General features: G+C 50.6%; 23 protein-coding genes. 10 read left to right on the forward strand and 13 right to left on the reverse strand.

The window, feature by feature from the left end; translation table 11 throughout:
• Positions 1-4: 4 nt before the first annotated feature.
• Complete coding sequence (locus tag ACNQKP_RS05285; protein WP_417863291.1) at positions 5-394, forward strand: acyltransferase; 390 nt, start codon at positions 5-7, stop codon at positions 392-394.
• Here the strand turns inward: ACNQKP_RS05285 and ACNQKP_RS05290 are convergent.
• The 3 genes from ACNQKP_RS05290 to ACNQKP_RS05300 are packed head-to-tail and all read right to left on the reverse strand — an operon-like array spanning position 367 to position 4,029.
• Positions 367-2,436, reverse strand: coding sequence for a response regulator (locus ACNQKP_RS05290; RefSeq protein WP_417863293.1), 2,070 nt, complete (start codon positions 2,434-2,436; stop codon positions 367-369). The two genes, ACNQKP_RS05285 and ACNQKP_RS05290, sit on opposite strands and share 28 nt — an antisense overlap.
• Entirely contained in the window at positions 2,436-2,912 is a 477-nt protein-coding gene (locus ACNQKP_RS05295; RefSeq protein ID WP_417863294.1) for a response regulator, read from the reverse strand. The genes ACNQKP_RS05290 and ACNQKP_RS05295 overlap by 1 nt, the downstream gene beginning before the upstream one ends.
• A complete protein-coding gene (locus tag ACNQKP_RS05300) occupies positions 2,896-4,029 on the reverse strand; it encodes a sensor histidine kinase (protein WP_417863295.1) in 1,134 nt (377 codons plus the stop codon). The genes ACNQKP_RS05295 and ACNQKP_RS05300 overlap by 17 nt, the downstream gene beginning before the upstream one ends.
• A 220-nt stretch (positions 4,030-4,249) precedes the next feature.
• Here ACNQKP_RS05300 and ACNQKP_RS05305 point away from each other — a divergent pair, with 220 nt between their 5' ends.
• Entirely contained in the window at positions 4,250-5,173 is a 924-nt protein-coding gene (locus ACNQKP_RS05305; protein WP_417863297.1) for a hypothetical protein, read from the forward strand.
• Between the two features lie 37 nt (positions 5,174-5,210).
• Here ACNQKP_RS05305 and ACNQKP_RS05310 read toward each other — a convergent pair whose 3' ends face one another.
• Entirely contained in the window at positions 5,211-6,755 is a 1,545-nt protein-coding gene (locus ACNQKP_RS05310) for an AbgT family transporter (protein WP_417863298.1), read from the reverse strand.
• A 79-nt stretch (positions 6,756-6,834) separates the two neighbouring features.
• Between ACNQKP_RS05310 and ACNQKP_RS05315 the strand changes: the two genes are divergently transcribed.
• Together ACNQKP_RS05315 and ACNQKP_RS05320 are read left to right on the forward strand one after the other, a co-directional pair.
• Complete coding sequence (locus ACNQKP_RS05315) at positions 6,835-7,194, forward strand: MGMT family protein (protein WP_417863300.1); 360 nt, start codon at positions 6,835-6,837, stop codon at positions 7,192-7,194.
• Positions 7,195-7,407: 213 nt separating this feature from the next.
• Positions 7,408-7,770: a hypothetical protein gene (locus ACNQKP_RS05320; protein ID WP_417863302.1), complete on the forward strand. Its 363-nt coding sequence runs from the start codon at positions 7,408-7,410 to the stop codon at positions 7,768-7,770.
• Between the two features lie 65 nt (positions 7,771-7,835).
• Here ACNQKP_RS05320 and ACNQKP_RS05325 read toward each other — a convergent pair whose 3' ends face one another.
• On the reverse strand, positions 7,836-8,483 hold the full coding sequence (locus tag ACNQKP_RS05325) for a L,D-transpeptidase (RefSeq protein WP_417863304.1): 648 nt from the start codon (positions 8,481-8,483) through the stop codon (positions 7,836-7,838).
• A 235-nt stretch (positions 8,484-8,718) separates the two neighbouring features.
• The gene (locus tag ACNQKP_RS05330; RefSeq protein ID WP_417863305.1) at positions 8,719-9,225 is read right to left on the reverse strand and encodes a DUF1993 domain-containing protein; all 507 of its coding nucleotides are present in this window, start codon (positions 9,223-9,225) and stop codon (positions 8,719-8,721) included.
• A 154-nt stretch (positions 9,226-9,379) separates the two neighbouring features.
• Here ACNQKP_RS05330 and ACNQKP_RS05335 point away from each other — a divergent pair, with 154 nt between their 5' ends.
• Positions 9,380-10,057, forward strand: a complete 678-nt coding sequence (locus ACNQKP_RS05335; protein WP_417863306.1) for a tRNA-uridine aminocarboxypropyltransferase — start codon at positions 9,380-9,382, stop codon at positions 10,055-10,057.
• Here ACNQKP_RS05335 and ACNQKP_RS05340 read toward each other — a convergent pair.
• Positions 10,054-11,652: an ABC-F family ATP-binding cassette domain-containing protein gene (locus tag ACNQKP_RS05340; RefSeq protein WP_417863308.1), complete on the reverse strand. Its 1,599-nt coding sequence runs from the start codon at positions 11,650-11,652 to the stop codon at positions 10,054-10,056. The two genes, ACNQKP_RS05335 and ACNQKP_RS05340, sit on opposite strands and share 4 nt — an antisense overlap.
• A 180-nt stretch (positions 11,653-11,832) precedes the next feature.
• Here ACNQKP_RS05340 and ACNQKP_RS05345 point away from each other — a divergent pair, with 180 nt between their 5' ends.
• Complete coding sequence (locus tag ACNQKP_RS05345; protein WP_417863310.1) at positions 11,833-12,555, forward strand: DUF4097 family beta strand repeat-containing protein; 723 nt, start codon at positions 11,833-11,835, stop codon at positions 12,553-12,555.
• A gap of 6 nt (positions 12,556-12,561) precedes the next feature.
• Entirely contained in the window at positions 12,562-13,224 is a 663-nt protein-coding gene (locus ACNQKP_RS05350) for an SRPBCC family protein (protein ID WP_417863312.1), read from the forward strand.
• Here ACNQKP_RS05350 and ACNQKP_RS05355 read toward each other — a convergent pair.
• Positions 13,221-14,975 carry a hypothetical protein gene (locus ACNQKP_RS05355; protein ID WP_417863314.1) on the reverse strand — a complete coding sequence of 585 codons (1,755 nt, stop codon included), beginning with the start codon at positions 14,973-14,975 and terminating at the stop codon, positions 13,221-13,223. The two genes, ACNQKP_RS05350 and ACNQKP_RS05355, sit on opposite strands and share 4 nt — an antisense overlap.
• A gap of 115 nt (positions 14,976-15,090) precedes the next feature.
• Positions 15,091-15,609, reverse strand: coding sequence for an asparaginase domain-containing protein (locus tag ACNQKP_RS05360; RefSeq protein ID WP_011165953.1), 519 nt, complete (start codon positions 15,607-15,609; stop codon positions 15,091-15,093).
• A gap of 105 nt (positions 15,610-15,714) precedes the next feature.
• Between ACNQKP_RS05360 and ACNQKP_RS05365 the strand changes: the two genes are divergently transcribed.
• On the forward strand, positions 15,715-16,140 hold the full coding sequence (locus ACNQKP_RS05365; protein WP_417863317.1) for a VOC family protein: 426 nt from the start codon (positions 15,715-15,717) through the stop codon (positions 16,138-16,140).
• 12 nt (positions 16,141-16,152) lie between these two features.
• On the opposite strand, the gene ACNQKP_RS05370 is transcribed toward ACNQKP_RS05365, so the two are convergent.
• The 3 genes from ACNQKP_RS05370 to ACNQKP_RS05380 form a co-directional block, all read right to left on the reverse strand.
• A complete protein-coding gene (locus tag ACNQKP_RS05370; protein ID WP_417863319.1) occupies positions 16,153-16,632 on the reverse strand; it encodes a hypothetical protein in 480 nt (159 codons plus the stop codon).
• A gap of 137 nt (positions 16,633-16,769) precedes the next feature.
• On the reverse strand, positions 16,770-17,261 hold the full coding sequence (locus tag ACNQKP_RS05375) for an Hsp20/alpha crystallin family protein (protein WP_417863321.1): 492 nt from the start codon (positions 17,259-17,261) through the stop codon (positions 16,770-16,772).
• Positions 17,261-17,437 carry a hypothetical protein gene (locus ACNQKP_RS05380; RefSeq protein WP_417863323.1) on the reverse strand — a complete coding sequence of 59 codons (177 nt, stop codon included), beginning with the start codon at positions 17,435-17,437 and terminating at the stop codon, positions 17,261-17,263. The genes ACNQKP_RS05375 and ACNQKP_RS05380 overlap by 1 nt, the downstream gene beginning before the upstream one ends.
• Positions 17,438-17,607: 170 nt before the next feature.
• Between ACNQKP_RS05380 and ACNQKP_RS05385 the strand changes: the two genes are divergently transcribed.
• Both ACNQKP_RS05385 and ACNQKP_RS05390 read left to right on the forward strand, forming a co-directional pair.
• On the forward strand, positions 17,608-18,978 hold the full coding sequence (locus ACNQKP_RS05385) for an NAD(P)H-binding protein (RefSeq protein WP_417863324.1): 1,371 nt from the start codon (positions 17,608-17,610) through the stop codon (positions 18,976-18,978).
• A 22-nt stretch (positions 18,979-19,000) separates the two neighbouring features.
• The gene (locus tag ACNQKP_RS05390; RefSeq protein ID WP_417863325.1) at positions 19,001-19,396 is read left to right on the forward strand and encodes an NINE protein; all 396 of its coding nucleotides are present in this window, start codon (positions 19,001-19,003) and stop codon (positions 19,394-19,396) included.
• Here ACNQKP_RS05390 and ACNQKP_RS05395 read toward each other — a convergent pair.
• Positions 19,289-21,103 (reverse strand): ArnT family glycosyltransferase, encoded by a 1,815-nt coding sequence (locus ACNQKP_RS05395; RefSeq protein WP_417863327.1) that lies wholly within the window; start codon positions 21,101-21,103, stop codon positions 19,289-19,291. The two genes, ACNQKP_RS05390 and ACNQKP_RS05395, sit on opposite strands and share 108 nt — an antisense overlap.
• Between the last annotated feature and the right edge of the window lie 32 nt (positions 21,104-21,135).

Raw genomic sequence — 21,135 nt, forward strand, 5'->3', positions numbered from 1 at the left:
GATTATGCGATCTAAATTGGCAACAGGTTCCCGATATTTACTGGGTTTGATTTACTTTGTGTTTGGCTTGAACGGCTTTTTGCAGTTCATCCCGGCCCCGCCAACAATGCCTGAGGGGGCTATGGCCTTTATGGGTGGAATGATGGCAGCGCCGTACTTCTTCCCGGTATTGAAGGGAACAGAAGTGATTTGCGGGGCTTTGTTGCTCAGTGGATTTGCGGTGCCGCTGGCGTTGGTGATTCTTGCGCCGATCACCTTGCAGATTTTCCTGTTCCATTCCTTCCTGACTCCTGGTCTTGAGAACGTCGTCATGCCCGTTGTGATGATTGCTTTGCATGTGCTGGCCGCGACGGGATACTGGAACCTTTACAAGCCGTTGTTTAAAAGAGGCTGAGGTCGTGGCGGGGTCTTCCCCGTCAGACGCAGCACTTCTTTGACAATGCTTTTAATTGGACTGGGTTTGCTTAAGTGCTGCTGGAATCCGGACTCCAGCGCCTTTCTGATATCTTCAGTGCTGGTATAGGCTGAAAGAGCTATTGCCGGCAGGTGACGATTTCGCGGGCCTTCCCAGTCTCGCAACGCGCGAATCAGTTCATAGCCGTCCATTTCGGGCATCCCGATATCAGAAATCAGAATGTCAAATTCGCCTTCCTTCAAAAGAGAAAGTGCCTGCTTCGGCAAAGACGTGTCCGTCACCAAAGCTCCTTCTCGCTGCAGCAGACGTTTTATCAGCACCAGTGTGTCTTCCGAGTCATCCACCAGAAATACCCGCAGACCTGCCAAAGAGCCCTTTTCGTCTTCGTCGGCGAACTGAAGATTCTCGGTGTTTCCAATGAGGTTCAGTGTGGGAGCCAGTGCGGTTTCAGTCGTAACGAGCGGCAATTGGAAAGTAAAGGTGGCACCCCGGTTTTTTCCCGCGCTGCTGACCTCAATACTTCCACCATGAAGTTCGCTCATGTGTTTGGCGATGGAAAGGCCCAGTCCCAAACCCATTCGCTTGCGGTTCATGCCGGAATCCTCCTGCCAGAACTTTTCAAATATGTAGGGAAGATTTTCTTTTTCGATGCCCTGGCCAGAATCTTTTACTGAAACACTGAAGTGTGAGTCGTTCTTTTTGCAGGTTACGTGAATATGACCGCCGTGAGGTGTGAATTTGATCGCGTTGGACAAAAGATTCCAAAGGATCTGCCGGAACCGGTCGGGATCCACCACCACCGGTGTCGCGGCCTCACTGCTGGTGAGCTGGACAGAAATTCCCTTTGCATGGGAGGCGGTTTCAAGGGACTCCATTACTGACTGAATAAGATCCTGAACAATGACTTTCTTCAAGATCAATTTGGTTTTTCCGGTTGTGAGGCGCGAGATTTCCAGTGTGTCAGAGACCAGGCGTATTTCGTGATTCAGATTTCGTTCAATAGCATCCAGTGCATCGAAGTACTCTGGCGAGGTGGGATCGGAACCTTTCAATAGATCCAGCCCTCCTTTGATGATATTCAGTGGCGTGCGCAGTTCGTGAGACAGGGTCGCAAGAAAGTCATCTTTCTTTCTGTGGGCGGTGTGAAGCTGCTGAATCCGTTCTTCGAGCTCTTTGTGAAGGGCATTGCGGCTCATTGCGATCGAAAGCGTGTTCACCAGTGATTGGATGAACCGCACTTCCTCTTCAGAAAAATGACGGATGGCCCTGTTCATCAGCAAAAGAAGCCCAAACTGCTGGTTTTTTTCAAGTCCCTGCACCGGGACGATTAAACAGGAGTTAAAGCCCTCTTCGCGCAAGTCCCGATAAGGGGACAGCTTCATCGCCAGGTCGCCGTCCAGTAAAAGCTTCGGTCCCCGCAGATTCCAAAAGGCTGATCTGGCGAATTCCTCCGACATTTTTTCAGAGTCACGACGGATCATTTCGACAGCTGAAAGCGTAAGACACTTCAGTGCGCTTTGCCTTAAGTGTTCAATCATTTGTTCGGGATAGACTTCGCTCATGACGAACTTTGAGAAATCAAAAAGAGTCTGCATTTGTTCGAACTGTCGCCGCATTAACACTTCGGCGTGCTTCCTTTCGGTAGCGGCATAGATTCCGCGCACCAGTGTTTCTGAAGACAGCTCGGACTTGCAGAGGTAGTCCTGGGCGCCTTCATGCACTTTTCTTAAGGCAAATTCCCGGTCCTCCAGGGCGGACAAGATGATGATGGGTGCATCGGGCAGGATGGCCTGCATGCGTGGCAGGGTTTCATTCAGATCGCTGTCGGGAAGGCGCAGATCGAGCAGAACGAGATCATAGTGCTTATCGTTTATCAGCTGAAGGGCGGTCTTAAACATCGCGGCGCGATCCAGAGTGATTTCGGGAACATCCTTCACGCGACGAAGATAGCGCGAGATAATGAAGGCGTGTTCGTCGTTGTCTTCCAGCAGAAGGATGTTCAACGGTTTTAGCGGTGACATCACGTCTCCTTTTCAGCGGCGGACTCCATCTTGGAGGTGTTGCGATTCCATATTCCCCAATAGGTGGCCATGCTTTCGACCATTTTTTTCAAATCATCGGCCTGCAAGGGCTTTACCAGATAGCTGTTGGCATGCAGGTCATAAGCCTTCAGTTTGTCGGTTTCGGCGTCCGATGTTGTCAGCACTATGATGGGGATCTTGCGAAGGTTTGCGTCGTCTTTGACTTCAGAAAGGACTTCGTGTCCATCCAGGCGGGGCAGCTTCAGGTCTAGCAGAATGATGTCAGGACTTTCCCGTTTTTCATAGGGCGTCTGACCGCGCAGGTATTGAAGAGCCTGTACGCCATCGCTGACCCGGTCCACCTTGTTAACAAAGGATTCTTTCTTCAGGTTTCTCATGACGATCAGGGCGTGATCGTCATTGTCTTCAACCAGAAGGATTCTTAAAGGATGTTTTTCATCATGACTTGGTTGCATCGAAGACTCCTCGCTCAGTGAAGAACTTTGGGAATGCCAGCCAGAATGTGGCCCCTTCGTTTTCCCGCGACTCCACCCAAGCGCGACCGCCGTGCAATTGCATGATTCTTTGCACGATCGTCAGGCCCACACCCGTTCCTTCTTTTGAATTGTCCAGACGCTGAAACAGTCCGAATATTTTACGATGATAGGCCGGAGCAATGCCCAGGCCGTTGTCTTTGATCCCCACCAGCATTTCCGTCGGCGCATCCTTGGTCAGGACCTGGATCTGTGGATTGGGATTGTCGGTTCCGTATTTGAGGGCATTGGTGATCAGATTTTCCACAACCTGATAAAGTCTTCGGCGGTCACCGATCACTTTCGGGAGCTCCGCGGGAATCTGGACATCTATTTTGCGGTCGGCGAATCGGTTCGAGAAATTTTCCATAATTTCATTCAGGATGTCATTCATGTTGACGTCACTTAAGTTAAGCTCCATGCGACCGGCCCGGCTCAGCTGCAGCAGATCGTTGATAAGCTCCTGCATGCGCTTGTGCGCCTTTTCCAAACGATCGATAGAGTCAGCGACATCATCCATGTTGCCGTTTTTGATATCGTCCTTGATGAATTCAATGAAAGAAGAGCTGGTCACCAGGGGCGATTTCAAATCGTGGGAAACGGTGTACACGAATTGCTCCATCTCCTGATTCTTTTGTTGGAGTTCGTCGTAAGCGTGCTTAAGGCGTGTCTCGATGATTTTTCGTTCGGTGATGTCGACGATAGAGGCAATGGCATAGTTGATGTTGTCAATAGAGATGTGATTTAGGCCAATCTCGACTGGAATCTCTTTACCATCTTTACAAACTCCTGACAGGTCTCGCCCGGCACCCATTTGCCGCTTGGTGGGATTTTGCATAAAGCTGTCGCGGTGTTTGGGATGTTGTGAGCGGGCGCCCATGGGAACAAGTTGGTCAATCGGTGAGCCTTTGAGCTCTCCGGGATTGTAGCCAAACATTTTTTCCATTTCTCCATTGCAGAGAACAACGAACCCCGATTTGTTGACCATGACGATTCCGGTAGGCAAAGACTCGATGATAGTTTTGAATTTATACTCATGTTCGAAGGCTACGGTTTCCACAGATTCCTCCATTATTTGTACTCACATGTAATTTTGTTTATACAATCTGGGTGGGGGCAATATGTTTAATGGCAGCTGTTTGTTCGCATGTAAATTTTCTTTGGCAGCTCTTGGTGATTCATTTTGGCAAAGCAGATGATTCAACTTTCTCTTTCGTTTAATTTCGCTACCTTCTGGCTGTGAAAGAACTTTCACCAACGCAGGATTCAAGGAGGATGATATGCGTTTATCGAAATTAGCACTGACTTTGTTTTTAGCCACAGTCACATCACTGACAGCAAAAGGCTTCGTGATGACAGATTCGCAATACGGGCCTGAGCACGATGATCCACAACCGCCCGGTTGGTCCGCCTGGTCAAGCCTTGGTGGCGTGGGCACTTCGGATCCAGCGACTTGTTCCCGCAGTAATTTCCGCACGTCTCTTTTCGTGCGCGGAACTGACAATGCTCTTTGGTACCGTCAGTGGAACGGAACCAGCTGGGGCTCTTGGACTTCGTTGGGTGGCTTCCTTACTTCATCACCCGCGGCCGCTTGTTGGGGGCCGAACCGCATTGATGTCTTCGTGCGTGGCGGGGACAACGCCCTTTGGCAGCGTACGTTCCGAAACGGCTCCTGGCAGCCTTGGGTTTCGCTCGGGGGCTTTTTGACGTCAGGCCCCGCTGCAGCCACGTGGTCTGGCGGACGGCTTGATGTGTTCGTTCGTGGCGGAGACAATGCTCTCTGGCACAAGTGGTTCACTGGCGGAGCTTGGTCCGGCTGGGAGTCCTTGGGAGGAGTTCTGACTTCAGATCCTGCAGCAGTATCGTGGGCAAGTGGTCGTTTGGATGTATTTGTGCGCGGAACAGACAACGCTCTTTGGCACATCTGGTATTGGGGAGGCTGGTCCGGTTGGGAATCGCTGGGTGGAGTTTTAACTTCATCACCAGGGGTGTCTTCCTGGGGCAATGGTCGCCTTGATGTGTATGTGCGAGGCACTGACAACGCCCTCTGGCACAAGTGGTACAGTGGCGGTTGGTCAGACTGGGAATCTTTGGGAGGTGTCTTGACCTCCGGACCTGATGCGACATCGTCGGCGCGAAATCGAACGCTGGTGTTTGTGAAAGGCACAGACAATGCGATCTGGTATCGCTCTTGGAAGCAGTAGAAATAAAAAAAGCCGGGTTTTAGACCCGGCTTTTTTCTTATTGTCCTGGCATCACATAAAGCAGGTTTGCCCCCGGGCCCAGAGGAAGTCCCAGCCAGATCCAGGCAAACAGCAACAGCGACCAGAAGATCGTGAAGGCAATTGAATACGGCAGCATCAGGGCAATCAAAGTTCCCAGACGCGCTTTTGGATCATACTTATTCGCAAACGCCAGAATCAGCGGGAAGTACGGCATCAATGGGGAAATAATATTCACCACGGAATCAGCCACACGGTAAGAAGCCTGCGTCAGTTCCGGCGCAATTCCCAAAAGCATGAACATCGGCACAAACACCGGCGCCATCAGCGCCCATTTTGCTGAAGCACTTCCCAGGAACAGATCCACCACACAAGTCAGAATGATGAAACCAATCATCAGTGGGATGGCGCTTAGATTCATGTCCTTCAAAAGTTCAGAACCCTTCACCGCCAGAATCAATCCGACGTTGGAGGAATTGAACAAAGAAATAAACTGAGCCGCAAAGAAAACCATGACCAGGTACGGAGCCATTGTCACCATGGCGTCTTGCATGGCATTGGTCACATCACTTTGGGATTTGAAAGTTTTAGCCGCAAAGCCGTAAGCCACACCGGTGAAGGCCGCAAGGAAGAACACCATCGGGATGATGCCTTTCAAGAACGGAGAATCCAGCAAAGAGCCATTGGCAGGATTTCTGAGGAAGCCGGTTTCAGGAACCGTGCCCCACAAAACCACCAGCACAAAGATCGCAAAGACCACACCGGCCCAGAGCAGACCTTTTCTTTCGTAAGCATTCAAAGGCTCGGGTGCCGTGCGCTCGGCTGTGCCTTTGTATTCACCCAGGAACGGTAAAGTGATCTTTTTTGCCACCAAAGTTCCGATGGTAATGATCAGAATGGATGAAACCGACATGAAGTACCAGTTCACCACCGGGGTCACTGTGTAGGCCGGATCAATAATACGAGCGGCCTCTTGGGAAAGGCCGGACAATACGGGATCGGCCACACTCAGCATGAAGTTCGCGGCAAAGCCTCCGGACACGCCGGCAAAACAGATGGCCAGGCCCGCCAAAGGATTTAAACCCGCACTATGGAACGCCATCGCCGAAAGCGGAATCAGCAGCACATAGCCGATATCACCCGCGGTGTGGGACATGATTCCCGCCAGCAACACAGCCGGAACCAGAAGCTGACGCGGGGATTTAATCACCAGCAATCGCAGCAGGGCCCCCAGCAGTCCGCTTTTTTCCGTCAGGCTGAAGCCCAGCATCGCCACCAGCACTGTTCCCAGCGGAGCAAAGCCGGTGAAGTTCTTCAGCATGTCGGTCAAAACCATGTGCAGACCAGTCACTGACATCAGATTCACCGCCGTGATGGTTTCTTTTTTGACCGGATGAACGGCCTCAATGCCCAATCCACTGATGACCGCAGACAGCAGAACCACCAAAATTGTTAACAACAAGAACATCAGAGCCGGCTGTGGCAGGGCATTCCCTGCGCGTTCCACCTTTAGCAGAAAGCGATACAACGGTCCGGACTCTACAGAGTTATCAGTGCTCGACATGTGGAAACTCCCCCTCAAGCGAATATCTTTTAATATTTGTAAGTACTTGTCACATATTAAAGACAAAGTAAGATGAGTTATGAGCGAAGTATTTTCAGAGAGGGTTCTTAAGCTGATCAAAATGATCCCGGAAGGGAAAGTGGCCACCTATGGACAGATCGCGGCCTTGGCGGGGAAGCCTCAGGGGTCCCGCGGGGTGGCGTGGCTGCTGCATTCATGTTCTGAAAGTCACAAACTTCCGTGGCAGCGGGTTCTGAATTCGAAAGGAAAGATTTCTTTTCCGCCGGGGACGAAATCCTATCGGCAGCAAAAGAAGCTTTTGACGTCAGAGGGGGTGCGGTTCGGCGCAGGGGACGCGATTGATATGTCCGTCTTCCAGTGGAAGAAAAAAGCCAGGGCAATGAAAGGTACGGCCAAAAAGCCACAGATGTTTGGATAGAGTGGGGTCTGCGGCCGATTTGAAAATCCCGGTGGAAAGCTATTGTTTGTGATAGTTCCAGTCGAATCTGTCCTGAAGCTGTGATAGCTTGGGGGCATGAGTTCAATTTGTTGTGTATGCCAAAAGCCCAAAGCCACGCTTCTGTGTGGCTGTTGCAAAGAAGCGGTCTGTAAGAACTGTGCTCAGTTTCTGGAAGAGGGTCGCTTTTCCTTTATGACGAAGGTTCCTGAATTACTTTCCCACGGGGCTTATTGTACGCCGTGTTTTGATTTTAAAGTGATGCCGGAAGTGGATGCTTACGATGCGGATGTCAAAGCCGCTCGCAATATCGCGGTTTTTTTCAAGGATCAAAGCAAAGAGACGCGTCTTTTGAAGCGCACTGAAAAGCCTTTTAAGATTGTGGATTGCGAAGATCGTGACGAGACATTGTTGCGACTGGCGTACTTTGCCGTTCAGGCGAAGTTCAATGCGATCATTGATGTGGAAATCACCTCAAAGAAAGTCCGTAACGGCGCCTATCAGACTCATCTTTGGAGTGGCACTGCCATCCCCACCAATTACACTCCCAGACGCTAGTGATTGCATAGCCCCGTCCTGGTTTGAACGGGGCCCTTGCCCAGAACGCTCCATTGCAACGTGCTTTACTGAACAGTAATCCACACATTTGATTTTCCGTAGCTGCGCACCAGCCGGTTGAAAACATATCCGTTATCTGGATGCATGCGAATGCAACCGTGGGATGCACGTGTGCCTAACTTAGACCAGTTGCCTTGAGGTGTGCCATGCAGGGCAAAACCTCCACTGATAAAGACGGCATAAGGCATATTGCCCAGACCTTTATAGTCGCCGCCGGGGAACTTGCTGGAGCTGTAGCGGTCGTAGATACGGCCATTCGGATGTTTGTCAAAGTTAGGGGTGCCATATCCCGACATGCCTGTCGATACCAGCCATGAACCGCGCAGAGATCCGTTCACGTACAGATACATGCGCTGACTGGATTTCACCACCTGGGCCCAGACCGCACAGCTGTTGCGTGTGCAACCTCCAAAGATATTCACGATGTCATCCAGGTAGGTCTCTGGAAGATGAGCGGACTGTCCGGTTTCCTCTTCGTAAATTTTATCGAATTGTTCCAGCACTTGCTCGATGTTGGGGTCAAACGGATTGATCTCGTCGATTACTGTTGGACTGCGTTTTTGCATTGTTTCGGTGGGCTCTGCCTGGGCAGTATTCACTGTCAAAAACAGCAGAGCGGCTATTGCTCCTGTTATTTGTTGTAGAGTTCTCATGCCACACCTCATTGGTTAGAGAGTTGGGATTTGTCCTCATTGTACTTTGTGGGGGCAAAAAAATGGTAATTTCCGTACAAGGCCGGATGGATGACAGAGAAATTTTCAGAGAGACAGACCGACGAAGGGAACCTTCATGCAAGATCCGAAAGAGAACGACACGGAAGTCTGGTGTGAGAGTTGGGGACAGAATGTGAGCATGTTGAATCTCTTCAGCATGCTCACTGGCAGCAGATTAGGACTTAAATGGCAGTGCGCCCAGAAAATCTTTTTTACCAACTTCCACGCCGTTGTGGCGAAGGATCGAGTATGCCGTGGTGACGTGGAAATAGATGTTCGGAATCGCGTGATGCAAAACGTAGTCTTCTCCAGTCAGGTACTTTCCTTCCCAGCGGGGCTGAGAAATGTGCTTCTTTTCAGAGCCCGCAAAGTCATTGGCAGAAACTGATTCCAGGAAAGCAATCGTGCTTTCGATGCGCGCCTTCAATTCCGGCAAGGTTTTTTCGGTGTCAGGATGGGAGGGGGCTTCTTTGCCCGTCAGTCGAGCCACGCCCAGTTTCGCCGTATCGCAGGCGATCTGAATCTGACGAGTCAGCGGGAACTGATCCGGTGCCAGTCGGGAGTTCAGCAGAACTTCGACATCAAACTTTTTTGTCTCGGCCAGGTGGGCGCCTTTATCCAAAATAGCAGAAAGATTTTTAAGGGTTTTGATAAAAGGGGGAACAGTCATTTCGTAAAGCATGGAAACCTCCGGTGAACAGTGCAGAAGAATTAGAACAGAGGCTTTTCCCGGTGACAAGTTTCCTGTGCGGGTTAGACTCAAGTTTGAAACGGGAGTCAGGTGATTGGATCTAAAGCAGTATCAGGAGCGAAAAGCTCAACAACATAATAGCCACGTGGGGCGACCCTTGTGTCATTCCTGCCTGCAGCCCGGAAAAGCCTGTTACTGCCACGCTATTGAGAGATTTGATCCTGGAATCAGCTTTGTCCTGTTGATTCATCCCATTGAAGTGCGCCGGCGCATCGCCACCGGGCGCATGACGTCTTTGTGTCTGGAAAAGTCCCATCTGATCTCGGGTCAGAACTTCAGTGAAAGTCCGCTGGTCAATACCTTGCTTAAAGATCCTGGCAACCACTGTGTGATTCTTTATCCAGGCCCGGACTCAAGTGACCTGTCTTTGATGAATCATCTGGCCCGGCGCAGTCTGGTGCCAGAGGGAAAGAGGCTCACGGTGTTTGTGATAGACGGCACCTGGGCCACTGCAAAGAAGATGATGCGTGAAAGCCGCAATCTGCACGCCCTGCCCAAGATTTGTTTTTCCCCGGAAAAGCCATCAGGCTTTCGGGTGCGCAAACAACCAAAAGAGTTTTGCTACTCAACGATCGAGGCGGTTCATCAGACGATTGAGCTTTTGAGTGGGGATTTGGGGCTGGATCTGGATCAGCGTCCGCACGACAACCTGCTGGAGGTTTTTGAGCTTATGGTGGAGCGGCAACTGCTTCACCTGCGACATGCGGAAGAGATTCACGGGCCTTTCAATTCGCGTGACTTGAAGGCCCGTTGCGGTCGCTAGTGAGTCAACTGGGCTTTGGAAGCCAGGTACTCTTCGTAAGTGATGTGATTGTCGTAAACCACGCCCTGATCGATTTCGATGATTCTGTTGGCCACGGTCTGAATCAGCTCGTGGTCATGGGATGTGAAGATCACAGTGCCCTTGAAGCGGCTTAGGCCTTCATTCACGGCCGTGATGCTTTCCAGATCCAAGTGGCTCGTCGGTCCGTCCAGAATCAGAATGTTCGCACCTGACAGCATCAATTTAGAGAACATGCAGCGAACTTTTTCGCCCCCGGAAAGAACCTTAGGCTGTTTCAGGGCATCAGTGCCGCCGAAAAGCATTTTTCCCAGGAATCCACGCAGGAAGGTCTCGTCTTTTTCCGTGGAGTAAGGGCGCAGCCAGTCCACCAAAGTTTCTTCATCACCATTGAAATAACGGGAGTTGTCTGTTGGGAAATAGCCGACAGACGTTGTGATACCCCAGCTGTATGTTCCGGAATCAGCCTGCATTTCGCCTGCGATGATTTCCATCAACAGGGTCTTGGCCAGGTCATTGCGGCCCAGAAGTGCGACCTTGTCGCCTTTCTTCAGGGTGAAGCTTAGATTCTTCAGCAGTGTTTCGCCTTCCCAGGTTTTGGTCAGCTTATCCACGACCAGAACGTCGTTACCCAGCTCGCGTTTGATATCAAAACCGATGAACGGCTTTTTGCGCGAAGAGGCTGGCAGATCCACGAACTCCAGCTTTTCCAGTTGTTTCTGACGGGAAGAGGCCTGACGGGATTTGGAGGCATTGGCGCTGAAACGGGCGATGAAGGCTTTCAGTTCTTCGGCCTTGTCTGAGCTTTTCTTGTTCTGGTCTTCGCGCAGGCGCTGATTCAGCTCGCTGGCTTGTCTCCAGAAGTCATAGTTGCCGGTGTAGGTGGTCACTTTGCCAAAGTCGATGTCAGCAATATGAGTGCAGACTTTGTTCAGGAAGTGACGATCGTGCGAAATCACGATGACGGTGTTTTCAAAATTAAGCAGGAATTCTTCCAGCCACTGGATCGCATAGATGTCCAAGTGATTCGTCGGCTCATCCAGCAGCAGAATGTCCGGGCGGCCAAACAGGGCCTGCGCCAGAAGGACTTTTACTTTTTCGCCGCCATTAAGCTCTTTCATCAGTTTGCCGTGCAGTTCTTCCGGGATTGCCAGGCCCGCCAGCATAACGGCGGCTTCGGATTCCGCCTCCCAGCCGTTAAGTTCTGCAAATTCGGTTTCCAGCTCGGAAGCACGAACGCCGTCAGCTTCAGAAAAGTCCGGCTTCGCATACAGAGCGTCTTTTTCTTCCATCACCTTGTACAGGCGGTCGTTCCCCATCAATACCGTTTTCAGAACCGGGAACTCGTCATAGGCGTAGTGATCCTGTTTCAGGATCGAAAGACGCTGGTCGGAACCGATGATCACCTCACCGGTGTTGGGCTCGATTTCTTTGGAAAGAACTTTCAGGAACGTGGACTTGCCAGCGCCGTTGGCGCCAATCAGGCCATAGCAGTTGCCTGGGGTGAATTTTACGTTCACTTCCTCGAAGAGTTTTTTGCCGCCAAAACGCAGACTTACATTGTTCGTGCTGATCATCGGATGGGTCCTTTGGAAAGCTGTTTTTTTACGTGTTTCAGGCGCGAAACGCAACCCTTTCCCCATCGGAAAGGGCGCCTTGGAAAAAACTCCCGGTGAAAAGGCCTGGCCATGTGCTCTTGGCTTGAAAATAGGGGGGCTTGGCGGCTTAATAAATGAATTATGTTTGTAGGAGGACTTATGAAGTTAGCAGCATTGTTGGCCCTGTTTATCAGTCCCGTGGCCTTGGCCGCCGAGACCGAAGTGAAAGAGTTTGATGCGAAAACCATTCACAGTTTCGATATCGAAAACCTGAATGGAAACATCAAAATTGAAGGCGGTCATGAGGATAAAGTCGTGATCACGGCTGAAAAAACCGATTTCACCAAATCCTGCCGTCTGGAAATCAAACAAAAGGGCACAGACATGGACGTGCAAGTTTCCCGCAAAGGTGTCTTTAAGAAATCAGACTGCACCACCAATTTCACCGTGCTTTTGCCGAAAGTGGTGGAGCTGGAAGTCAAATCAGGATCTGGCAATATCATCATCACCGGCACCAAAGGGGATATCGACTTTAAAATCGGCAATGGCCAGGTGACGATCGACGCCGACGTGCACGAACTGGATGGTTCTGCAGGAAATGCAGAAATTAATGTAAAATCCCTGACCGGCAAATCCGATTTGAAAATGGGTTCCGGCACTGTGAAGGCCGTTTATTCCGTATTGCCGGCCACGGGTGAGTTTGAGATCAAATCCGGCAGCGGCAATGTTGAGCTGACTCTGCCGGCAGATGCCAAAATCCAGACAAGCTTCATTTCTGTGGGCGGTAAAATGACCAATGAAGTGGGTGACACTGCGAATGCGGGATTCAAAGTGAAACTGAAATCCGGTTCTGCGAACCTGCATATCAAGAAAGCGCTTTAGTCTTGCATGGCCAAAAAAGCACCTGTCGTCATTGAGATTTTAAATAAGGTCACTGCCCTGTCCGTGGAAAAGCATACGGGCAAGAACTGGGATCAGTGGATCAAGATTCTGAATGACCAGGGGGCGAAGAACCTTTCCCACAAAGAGATCGTGGCTTTACTGGGAAAGAAGACCTTCAAAATGAAAGAGTGGTGGCGTCAGATTGTGACTTCAGGTTATGAAGTCCATATCGGCCGCCGTCAGGAAGGCCGCAATCAAAAAGGCGAGCTTTCCGCCACGGTGACACGCACTTTCTATATCAGCGCAGAAAAGCTCTGGAAGCTTCTGGAGTCCGCAGAAGGTCAGGCCGCTTGGCTGAAGCCTTTGTCTCGTTTCAAGTTTAAGCCCAAAAATGTTTTTGAAACCGAAGATGGATTTTTTGGCGAAATCCGCACCATGAGAGAGGGCGAGCGCCTGCGCATGAGCTGGCAGGATCCGGAGTGGCACAAGCCCACAATTGTGCAGATCTATGTGATGGGCCGGGACGAGAATAAATCCATGCTGGCCTTCATGCATGACGGGATCAAAGACACCCGTTCCAAAGCGGTGATTCGTGATCGCTGGAATGAAGCCGTCAACGCCCTTGCGGAAATGACGCCAGCGGCTCCGGTACGAAAGAAAAAATCCTAACGAACACTGACGTTCGTGCGATCGGTAATATACTTTAGCAGCGTTTCACGGCTGATGCCGCGTTCTTTCAAAGGACCTTGGGTGCTGATATGCCCGGTTTCTTTTATCCAGCTTTTCACTGTCGAAAGTGTTGACTTGGACGTCGGAACAAACCCGACAGACAGATCCAGACAGATGCCACGAGCCGCGCCGGCTTTGGGTGAATAGTCGTGGGAAACGAAGATCCCCTTGTAGCGCCATTTGTTATCACGATCGATGTCAGGATAAACCTTGCGATTGAGCTGCGCCCAAACCTCGCAGTAATCGGCATTGTTCATGTCCGAGCGCAATTGGTATGCGAACGTCTGCACTGAATCAAGAATCCAGTCCGTCACTTCCGGTTGCAGAGTTGTTGCCAGTTCTGATCTCAGCTTTGTGAATTTCAGCGTGCTGACACGAAGTTTTGGGTCGAACAGGGCCTGAGGCAGCAAATCCGGATAGCGTTTGTCGTTTTGTATTGCCCAGATCTGAGTTGCCTCATAATTCACACAGGAGTCAAAGAACGACACTGGCATATTTCCAAGCACGGTCTGATAGAAGGACTGACGGCAGGCTTTTAATACACGGTCTTTCTCTGTATTGGTCAGGCCGTCATCCCTGTCGATCTCTTTCTGGAATTTCTTTGAAACGCCCGTGTCGTTGCAGTTCTTACTGGAAGTGTATTCCACTCCGTCGTGCACCAGGTACTTGATCAGGCTGTATTTTTCCTCGGATTTTGACTTCAGCAGATTCGGATTAAATCGGTAGGCGGTCACGCTTTCAGCGAAGTCCTCAAAGGGATTGGATTGACCATAGCGGGACACGAAAGGATGGCCTTGCAGTGCCTTCTTCTTTTCAACTTCAAAACCGCCGGCTTTGGCTTCTTTCCAGTTGCTCAACTGCAGCCAGGCCGCCGAGCGGTCATAGTCTGAAAATTGATTGTCAGAATGGTTATGGGCGATCTCGTGATAAAGCGTGTACTGGCGCATGATCGAGGACTGATCGGACCACGAGTCAAAAAGCTCAATCGAGGCATTAGCCAGAACTTTTCCGCCCTCGTCACCGTAGGATGCTCGGGTATAGCCCCGCTTGAATTTGATCAGTTGTTTGTTGAACCCAAAGGGCAGCTGATCGGGTTTCACCAGTTCAAAAGTGCGAATGACGTCGGCGATCTCGCTGGCGGTGAACAGCGACGCACTGGAAAACGAATAAGGTGAGGTGTTCACGTCGAATTTGTCCATCAGATAAAGCATCTGCGGACCGACTTCAGGTCCAAAAATCTTTTGAACCGCACACAAAGCCTTGTCGCATCCCGGACTGATTTTAAATTCTTTCTGGAAATCCTTGATCACTTTTTCAGGAGCCGCACTTTCGCGTCCCAAAGTCAGCAGTCGGCTGAGGGCCAGAACCAGATGAGGACGTTCATTCGCCAGAACAATACCTAAAACTTCGTGCGTTCCCGGCTCATAGCCGTTTTCCACAGGAAGACTTTTATAATAACGCTGAATCTCTGCGGTGGTGACGGGTAATTTCAAACGGCACACCGCAGATTTCACCTGACGTTCATTGGCTGCCCACCAATCAAGTTCTTCGGCGGCCGGAGTTCGTTTGTGGGGAGGAAGGGGCACGGCCTGATCTGTCAGGCGCGAACTTTCATGCACCGACGATTTGGGCAGATGAGTGCAGGCGGAAAGTACAAAAACAGCTGCCAAAACAGAACGGGATAAAAACAAGCGTAACTCCTCAGAAATAGATCCAATATTGTCTTTTCGGAGAAGGTCCGAAGGGCTTAACGGGCCCCTTCGGGAATCTCAAATTAACACAGGACTTTCAGATAGGAATTCGCGATTAGAAGCTTTCGAAAGTTCCCTTTTCACGATTCTTGCGAACTTGCGGTACGTTGAACACCTGGTTATGGAAGGAAATATAGAATCCCGGTTGCAGAAGTTTTGCTGACAGCAAAGCTTCCGTTACGTTCTGAGCGGCATCGCTGTCGTCAAAACCCATTGGGATCATGGCGCCAGTGAAGACCACAGGAACTTTCGGTGTGCCGATTTCTTTAAAACAGTGTTCAGCGGAAACATGCATGGTGTCGGTTCCATGCAGAACAACGATCGGGCTTCCGCGCTGCATTTGATCTTTGACGGTGGCAGAAATCAGGGCGCGGTCTTCATCTGTCATATAAAGGGAGTCTTTGCTCAGCAGCGGGTACACCATGATATTGGTGTACGGCAGTCGCATCTTGGAAAGAATGCGGTTTTTAATGCTGGTGCCTCTGTTTTCCAGAGATCCATCGAACTCATTATAAGTTTTTTCGATGGTGCCACCGGTGGTGATAATGATGACGTCTTGAATAGCTGTGCCCATGCTTCGAGATCCTATGTCAACTTTCGGAAGCTGGCAAGAAAAGCAAGAAAGCGGATGCTCGTGGAAAAGACCCCGTGGTAGCATTTGGTGGCAAGTTAGGTGAGTATGGAAGCACGACTGACGATGATCACGCTGGGCGTTCAGGATCTGGCGGTGTCCCGCGAATTTTATGAAAAGGGTCTGAAGTGGCCGGTTTCATCAGCCAGCAATGAAAACGTGGTCTTCCTGCGCACCGGCGGAGTGGTTCTAGCACTGTTTCCATCAGAGGAACTGGCGAAAGATGCCGGCGTTGATCCGCGGGGCAGTGGCTTCAGGGATTTCACAATCGCGCACAATGTGAACAACAAAGAGGAAGTGGCCAAGGTGCTGGCTCAGGCGGAAAAAGCCGGAGGCCGCATCATTAAACCGGCCCAGGATGTGTTCTGGGGAGGCCATAGCGGATACTTTGAGGACCCGGATCGTTTTTTGTGGGAAGTGGCGTGGAATCCCCTGGCGCCACTGAATGATAAAGGTGAGATGCAGCTGCCCTAGGCAGCTGTGTTGTTACCAGATATTGATAATATCGTATTCGCGAATCTGAGGTCCGTTTTCGACAACGGCCACACCGCCGACCTTCTGATCCAGAAGTGCTTCGCCCAAAGGGCTGTTGGGTGTGACCACCTGAATGCTCTTTCCTTCAAACTGCACATTGACGCCACCGCCTTTGGCAAGAATGAAGAAGAAGCTGGTTTTGCCGTTGTGTTCGACTTCAATCACCGCCGAAGATGAAATTCCATCATTAGGACCAAAATCCCTGACTGTCAGATGTTTCAGTAAAAGTAAAACTTCCTCGATATCAGCAATGCGCTTGGCCTGACCGCGTGCCAGGTAAGAGGCTTCCAGTCCGCGGGTGTCATATTCGTTTTCAGCTTTGCTTTCTTCGTTGGTGGCCGCATCGATAGTGGCTTTGACCGCTTCTTTAAGGGCAGTCATGTCCGCAACAAGTTGCGCACGAATGGCTTCAATCAGTTTCTTTTTATCCAAGGGACACCTCTGCTGCCAGTATCTCTGTTTGTGTGAATTCAGGCAAATGATTATGCCCAGTGGCTGAAGCATTCCGACTTGTCAAAATAGAAGAGGGCTTGACGGGGAATCAAGCCCTCAGAGGGAAGGGAGAAGGATTAGTGGGAGGAAGATTCGGACTTGTTGTCTTCGACGGCAGTGCTTTTAGCTGCCAATAGTCTGTCGAAGAAACCCCCTTTTTGAGTTTGAATTTCAATTTTTTGAGCTTTTGCCACCGGAGCTTTCGGCAGATAAATGCTGAGCACTCCGTCTTCGTGATGGGCTTCAATTTTAGCTCCATCCACAGTGTCAGGAACTGTGAAGCTGCGACTGAAGGTGCTTAACACCTTTTCTTCGCGCTTTCTTTCACCCGAGATGGTCAGAAGATTGCCGTTCATCTCTATGTGAATGCTGTCCTTTTTGAATCCAGGCAGATCCACGCTTAGCAAGTAGTGATCTTCGGATTCGGCCACTTCAACAGCGGGTTTGAAAAGACGCTCCTGATTTTCAGCGACAGGGACCATGGCAAAGTTCTCAAACATACGATCCATCTCGTCGAAGATATTGGATGTCATTCTGCGAGTGGGCCAATAAGGTGTAATCAGTCTCATTATAAACCTCCTTTGCAGGTTTCGTTCTTACACTCTAACGATGTGATTGTTTGTGCGGCTGTCAAGTTGGGTGGATCAATAATTTTTGCGCCAACCAAAATTAATGCCGTTAAATAAAGTGCAATCAGAAGTTCTTTAATAAGATGTTTGATTGAAAAAGAATCTGTTCGTCTCATGACCAACAACCTCCTTTCGTGGGTCAAAAAGAGGAACCGAAAAATATCTGTTGCTACAAATCTGTGTACGAAACTTTTCTTGTCAAGGCGCGTGCAAGTGCTTGTTATTTGCCAATAATTTTAGAACTCTGGACGAATGTGTTAGGATTGATTTATTTGCGAGGTTTGAAGTGAAGGTGGCAATTGCCGGAGCCAGCGGTTTTGTTGGCAAGGCGCTGATCGGGGAACTGCAGGGACATCATGAAATCATTGCTCTTAGCCGGTCCAGTAAAAAGGATTCCGCTGAAGGCATTGAGTGGCGTTCCTGTGATCTGTTCAGTCTGCTGGATGCAGAGAAGGCTTTGCAGGGCTGTGACGTTGCCGTTTATCTTGTGCATTCCATGCGCCCCTCGGCCCAACTGACTCAAGGGACCTTTGAAGACTTTGATTTGATTGTCGCGGATAACTTTGTGCGTGCCGCAGAAACCTGCGGAGTTAAACGCATCTTCTATCTGGGTGGCATGTGCCCTGAAAATTCTCAAGAAATGTCCCGTCACCTGCACAGCCGTCAAGAGGTTGAAGGTGTTTTTAAAACCAGTCGCATCCCCGCAACAATTCTGCGGGCGGCAGTGATACTGGGGCCTGAGGGTTCATCCTTTCATATAATGACCCGCTTGGTGGATCGATTGCCAGCCATGGTCTGTCCAAAATGGACCAGTACGCAAAGCCAGCCGGTGGCCTTAAAGGATGTTGTACGAAGTCTGCGCTACTGCATTGAAACCGCAGAAACCCAGAATCATATTTATGATATCGGCGGTCCGGATGTGATCAGCTATCTTGATATGATGAAGATGATCGCGCGCATGCAGGGGCTTAAGCGGGCGCTGTTGCCAATTCCCCTTTTAAGCCCGCGACTGTCCACCTTATGGGTGTGCCTTGTGACTGGCGCCCCGAAAGCCCTGGTGGCACCTTTGGTGGAAGGATTGCGATCGACCTTGTTGGTCAGTGACAAGCGTCGACTGGATATTCCGGGATACAAGTTCATGCCGGTAGCTGAAGCGCTAGAAGAGGCTCTTTCTGAATTTACAGAAAAGAAGACGCCGCTGGCATTTCAAAAAAGCCCCCTGGGCAGCTATGAAGTGCGCTCTGTGCAAAGGCTGCTGATTCCGGAAGGGGTCACTGCGGATGAGGTGGCGCGTGCTTACATGGAATTCTTACCCAGCATGCGACCAGGCCTGATGAAGGTGGAAGTCAACGGACGCTGGGTGAACTTCTGCTGGAGCTTTCCGTATGTGCGCCTCTTAATTCTGGAGTATTCTCCTGAAAGAAGCTGGTCGCATCGTCAGTTGTTTTATGTGCGCGGGGGACTGCTGGCGCAAAAAACAGTGCGGGGGCGCCTGGAGTTCAGGGAAACCCTGGGTGGAAAGGCTGTTATCGCTGCCATTCACGAGTTCAAGCCCCGTATGCCGTGGTTCTTGTACCGGTGGACCCAGGCATTGTTTCATATCTGGGTTATGCGTCAGTTCGGACTTTACTTGAATCGACCCAAGTCAGCGCGTTAGTCTTAAGTGCAAGGAGGCCCGCATGGCCAAATCAGATCATTCCAGCTTCATCGGTTATATTCTTTGGATCTTCGGCTTTATGGGGGCGCACCGTTTTTATTTCGGCAAATCCATAACTGGGACCATCTGGTTTTTCACTTTCGGCCTGGCGGGTATTGGCTGGCTGATTGATATCTTTCTGATCCCAAGCATGAGCCGAGGCGCTCAGCGCAGCTATCGCAGTGGACGTGTGGACTATAACGTCAGTTGGATTCTGCTGACGTTCCTGGGGATCTTTGGTGTGCACCGATTCTATATGGGCAAATGGCTGTCAGGTTTGGTCTGGCTTTGTACCGGCGGTCTTTTCCTGATCGGTTACCTGTATGACTATTGGACTTTGAATGAGCAGATTTCCGACGTGAACCGCGAGGCGGCTTAACCACGCAGCCCCCAGCGATCCCCAGCTGATTAAAAGCGCATCAAAGGGAACGCGGAAGCGGTTTTCAGATTTAAAGAACCACACCGTCAAAAACAGCGAAAGCATCAGAAGAATTGTCGCTTTGTTAAAGGGTTCTTCTGACTTTCGCAGCACCAACAGACCCAGCAGGGTCAGTGGCAGCATGGCATAATAGAAAAAGCTTTCCCAAGGATAGTAAAGTTCCTTGGTGGGGTTTGAAATGATCGGCCATAGTGGATTTCCCCACGCCAGATAGTAGATATATCGCAGACTTGAAACCAGCACGGCCGGATTTTCTGCCACACACTTCATGCCTTCTTTCCAGAAATAGGCCTGATTGGTGAAAGGCTGATCCCACTGTTTGAATGTTCGTTCATTGGTAAAGTGAAACAGCGGAGACATCCAGCGCGCGCCGGACGAATCGGCATTGTCTTTGGACGGGCATTTACCTTCGATAAAGTTTAAGGCTCCGGCGGTCGGTCCCAGTTGAGGCCTGTCATAGTGTTTCCACGTCCAGGCCATGTGGGGAACCACGATCAGCAGACAGCCGATGGCCATCACCGTCACTTTTATAAATGCGCGCGTAAATTGATGGCGTTCGCGATAAAGCAGCCACAATCCCAGAATCGGGATGAAGAAAGCGTGATTGCCCTTAAAATAAAATGCCAGGGCCAGCAAAATTCCCATCGCGAAATAGCCTGACAGCTTTTCGTGTTTGAAGGTTTTCATCATCAGCCACAAGAACAGCGTGATCAAAAAGGCATAGGCATTTTCAGCCATGTGGAACGTGGCAAATCCCGCCAGGGGAATATAGCTTGCCGAAATCAGTGCGGAAAAAGCTCCGGCCAGCGCCCCGAAACGTTCCCGCACCATCAGATAAATCAAAACGACCGTTCCCCACGACAAGAACACCTGGGACCAGTTGAAAAGTTCAAAGCCACCCAATTGGCGCAACCATAGACTCCACAGAGTAAAACCCGCGGGCTGGAAAAGCTGGCTTAAGGTGTATTCCCCGCGCAGGATTTCTTCGCCGCGGTGGAAATACCCGGCCATGTCAGAAAAAAGACTGAACTCGGGCGGAGCTTTGATAAACACCAGCCAGAAGCGGAACAGGAAGGCGCCACCAAGAATTGCAACGACAACAGTGCGCTCGGGTAAAGGCATGGCCGGCAGTTTCGCAAAAAGCATCAGCATCAGGGAGCCTGCAACCAGGAACAGTCCCAACGCCACCGGAAGATCTTTCCAGTCCTTTTCAAGCAAGACACCATAGCTGTCGCCCTTGGTGCTGCCCGCAAAGTGCCAAGTGGTTTCTTTGGCAAGGCTCGGGGCGGTGTTGTTCAGTTTGAATCCGGCAAAGTTGTCGCAGCGGGTGTTCAGATTCGTAGGCAGATTCCAGTCGCCGTGCTGGGTGCTCATCTCATGCACGCAGTTCATCGTGCGCAGTTTCAGATGCTTCAAAGGATAGATCATCGGGGAGGTGGTGAACTTCACCCAGTAAAGGCCCTCGCGTTCGGGATTCATGTCCTGAAACTGAAAGCTCGCCAGTGAGTCCTGAACGGTGTTTAGATCCGGTTTGATGATTTCAATATTGTGGGCGCGAGGAGTCAGCAGAAACAGCCAGCTCATTGCCAGAGTGAAAAGGACAAGGCCCAGGCCGAAGAATACGTTGGATTTCAAAGAGTTTTTCATGGCTGGGGACTATCTACTGAGAAGAAGTCCCT

Source organism: Bdellovibrio bacteriovorus (assembly GCF_048286975.1).
Classification (GTDB): Bacteria; Bdellovibrionota; Bdellovibrionia; order Bdellovibrionales; family Bdellovibrionaceae; genus Bdellovibrio; species Bdellovibrio bacteriovorus_H.

Excerpts from the sequence above, each read along its gene's own strand:
- ACNQKP_RS05285 (WP_417863291.1), top strand. The coding sequence starts at position 5 with ATGCGATCTAAATTGGCAACAGGTTCCCGATATTTACTGGGTTTGATT.
- ACNQKP_RS05290 (WP_417863293.1), bottom strand. The coding sequence starts at position 2,436 with ATGTCACCGCTAAAACCGTTGAACATCCTTCTGCTGGAAGACAACGAC.
- ACNQKP_RS05295 (WP_417863294.1), bottom strand. The coding sequence starts at position 2,912 with ATGCAACCAAGTCATGATGAAAAACATCCTTTAAGAATCCTTCTGGTT.
- ACNQKP_RS05305 (WP_417863297.1), top strand. The coding sequence starts at position 4,250 with ATGCGTTTATCGAAATTAGCACTGACTTTGTTTTTAGCCACAGTCACA.
- ACNQKP_RS05310 (WP_417863298.1), bottom strand. The coding sequence starts at position 6,755 with ATGTCGAGCACTGATAACTCTGTAGAGTCCGGACCGTTGTATCGCTTT.
- ACNQKP_RS05315 (WP_417863300.1), top strand. The coding sequence starts at position 6,835 with ATGAGCGAAGTATTTTCAGAGAGGGTTCTTAAGCTGATCAAAATGATC.
- ACNQKP_RS05320 (WP_417863302.1), top strand. The coding sequence starts at position 7,408 with ATGACGAAGGTTCCTGAATTACTTTCCCACGGGGCTTATTGTACGCCG.
- ACNQKP_RS05325 (WP_417863304.1), bottom strand. The coding sequence starts at position 8,483 with ATGAGAACTCTACAACAAATAACAGGAGCAATAGCCGCTCTGCTGTTT.
- ACNQKP_RS05330 (WP_417863305.1), bottom strand. The coding sequence starts at position 9,225 with ATGCTTTACGAAATGACTGTTCCCCCTTTTATCAAAACCCTTAAAAAT.
- ACNQKP_RS05340 (WP_417863308.1), bottom strand. The coding sequence starts at position 11,652 with ATGATCAGCACGAACAATGTAAGTCTGCGTTTTGGCGGCAAAAAACTC.
- ACNQKP_RS05345 (WP_417863310.1), top strand. The coding sequence starts at position 11,833 with ATGAAGTTAGCAGCATTGTTGGCCCTGTTTATCAGTCCCGTGGCCTTG.
- ACNQKP_RS05350 (WP_417863312.1), top strand. The coding sequence starts at position 12,562 with ATGGCCAAAAAAGCACCTGTCGTCATTGAGATTTTAAATAAGGTCACT.
- ACNQKP_RS05360 (WP_011165953.1), bottom strand. The coding sequence starts at position 15,609 with ATGGGCACAGCTATTCAAGACGTCATCATTATCACCACCGGTGGCACC.
- ACNQKP_RS05365 (WP_417863317.1), top strand. The coding sequence starts at position 15,715 with ATGGAAGCACGACTGACGATGATCACGCTGGGCGTTCAGGATCTGGCG.
- ACNQKP_RS05375 (WP_417863321.1), bottom strand. The coding sequence starts at position 17,261 with ATGAGACTGATTACACCTTATTGGCCCACTCGCAGAATGACATCCAAT.
- ACNQKP_RS05380 (WP_417863323.1), bottom strand. The coding sequence starts at position 17,437 with ATGAGACGAACAGATTCTTTTTCAATCAAACATCTTATTAAAGAACTT.
- ACNQKP_RS05390 (WP_417863325.1), top strand. The coding sequence starts at position 19,001 with ATGGCCAAATCAGATCATTCCAGCTTCATCGGTTATATTCTTTGGATC.
- ACNQKP_RS05395 (WP_417863327.1), bottom strand. The coding sequence starts at position 21,103 with ATGAAAAACTCTTTGAAATCCAACGTATTCTTCGGCCTGGGCCTTGTC.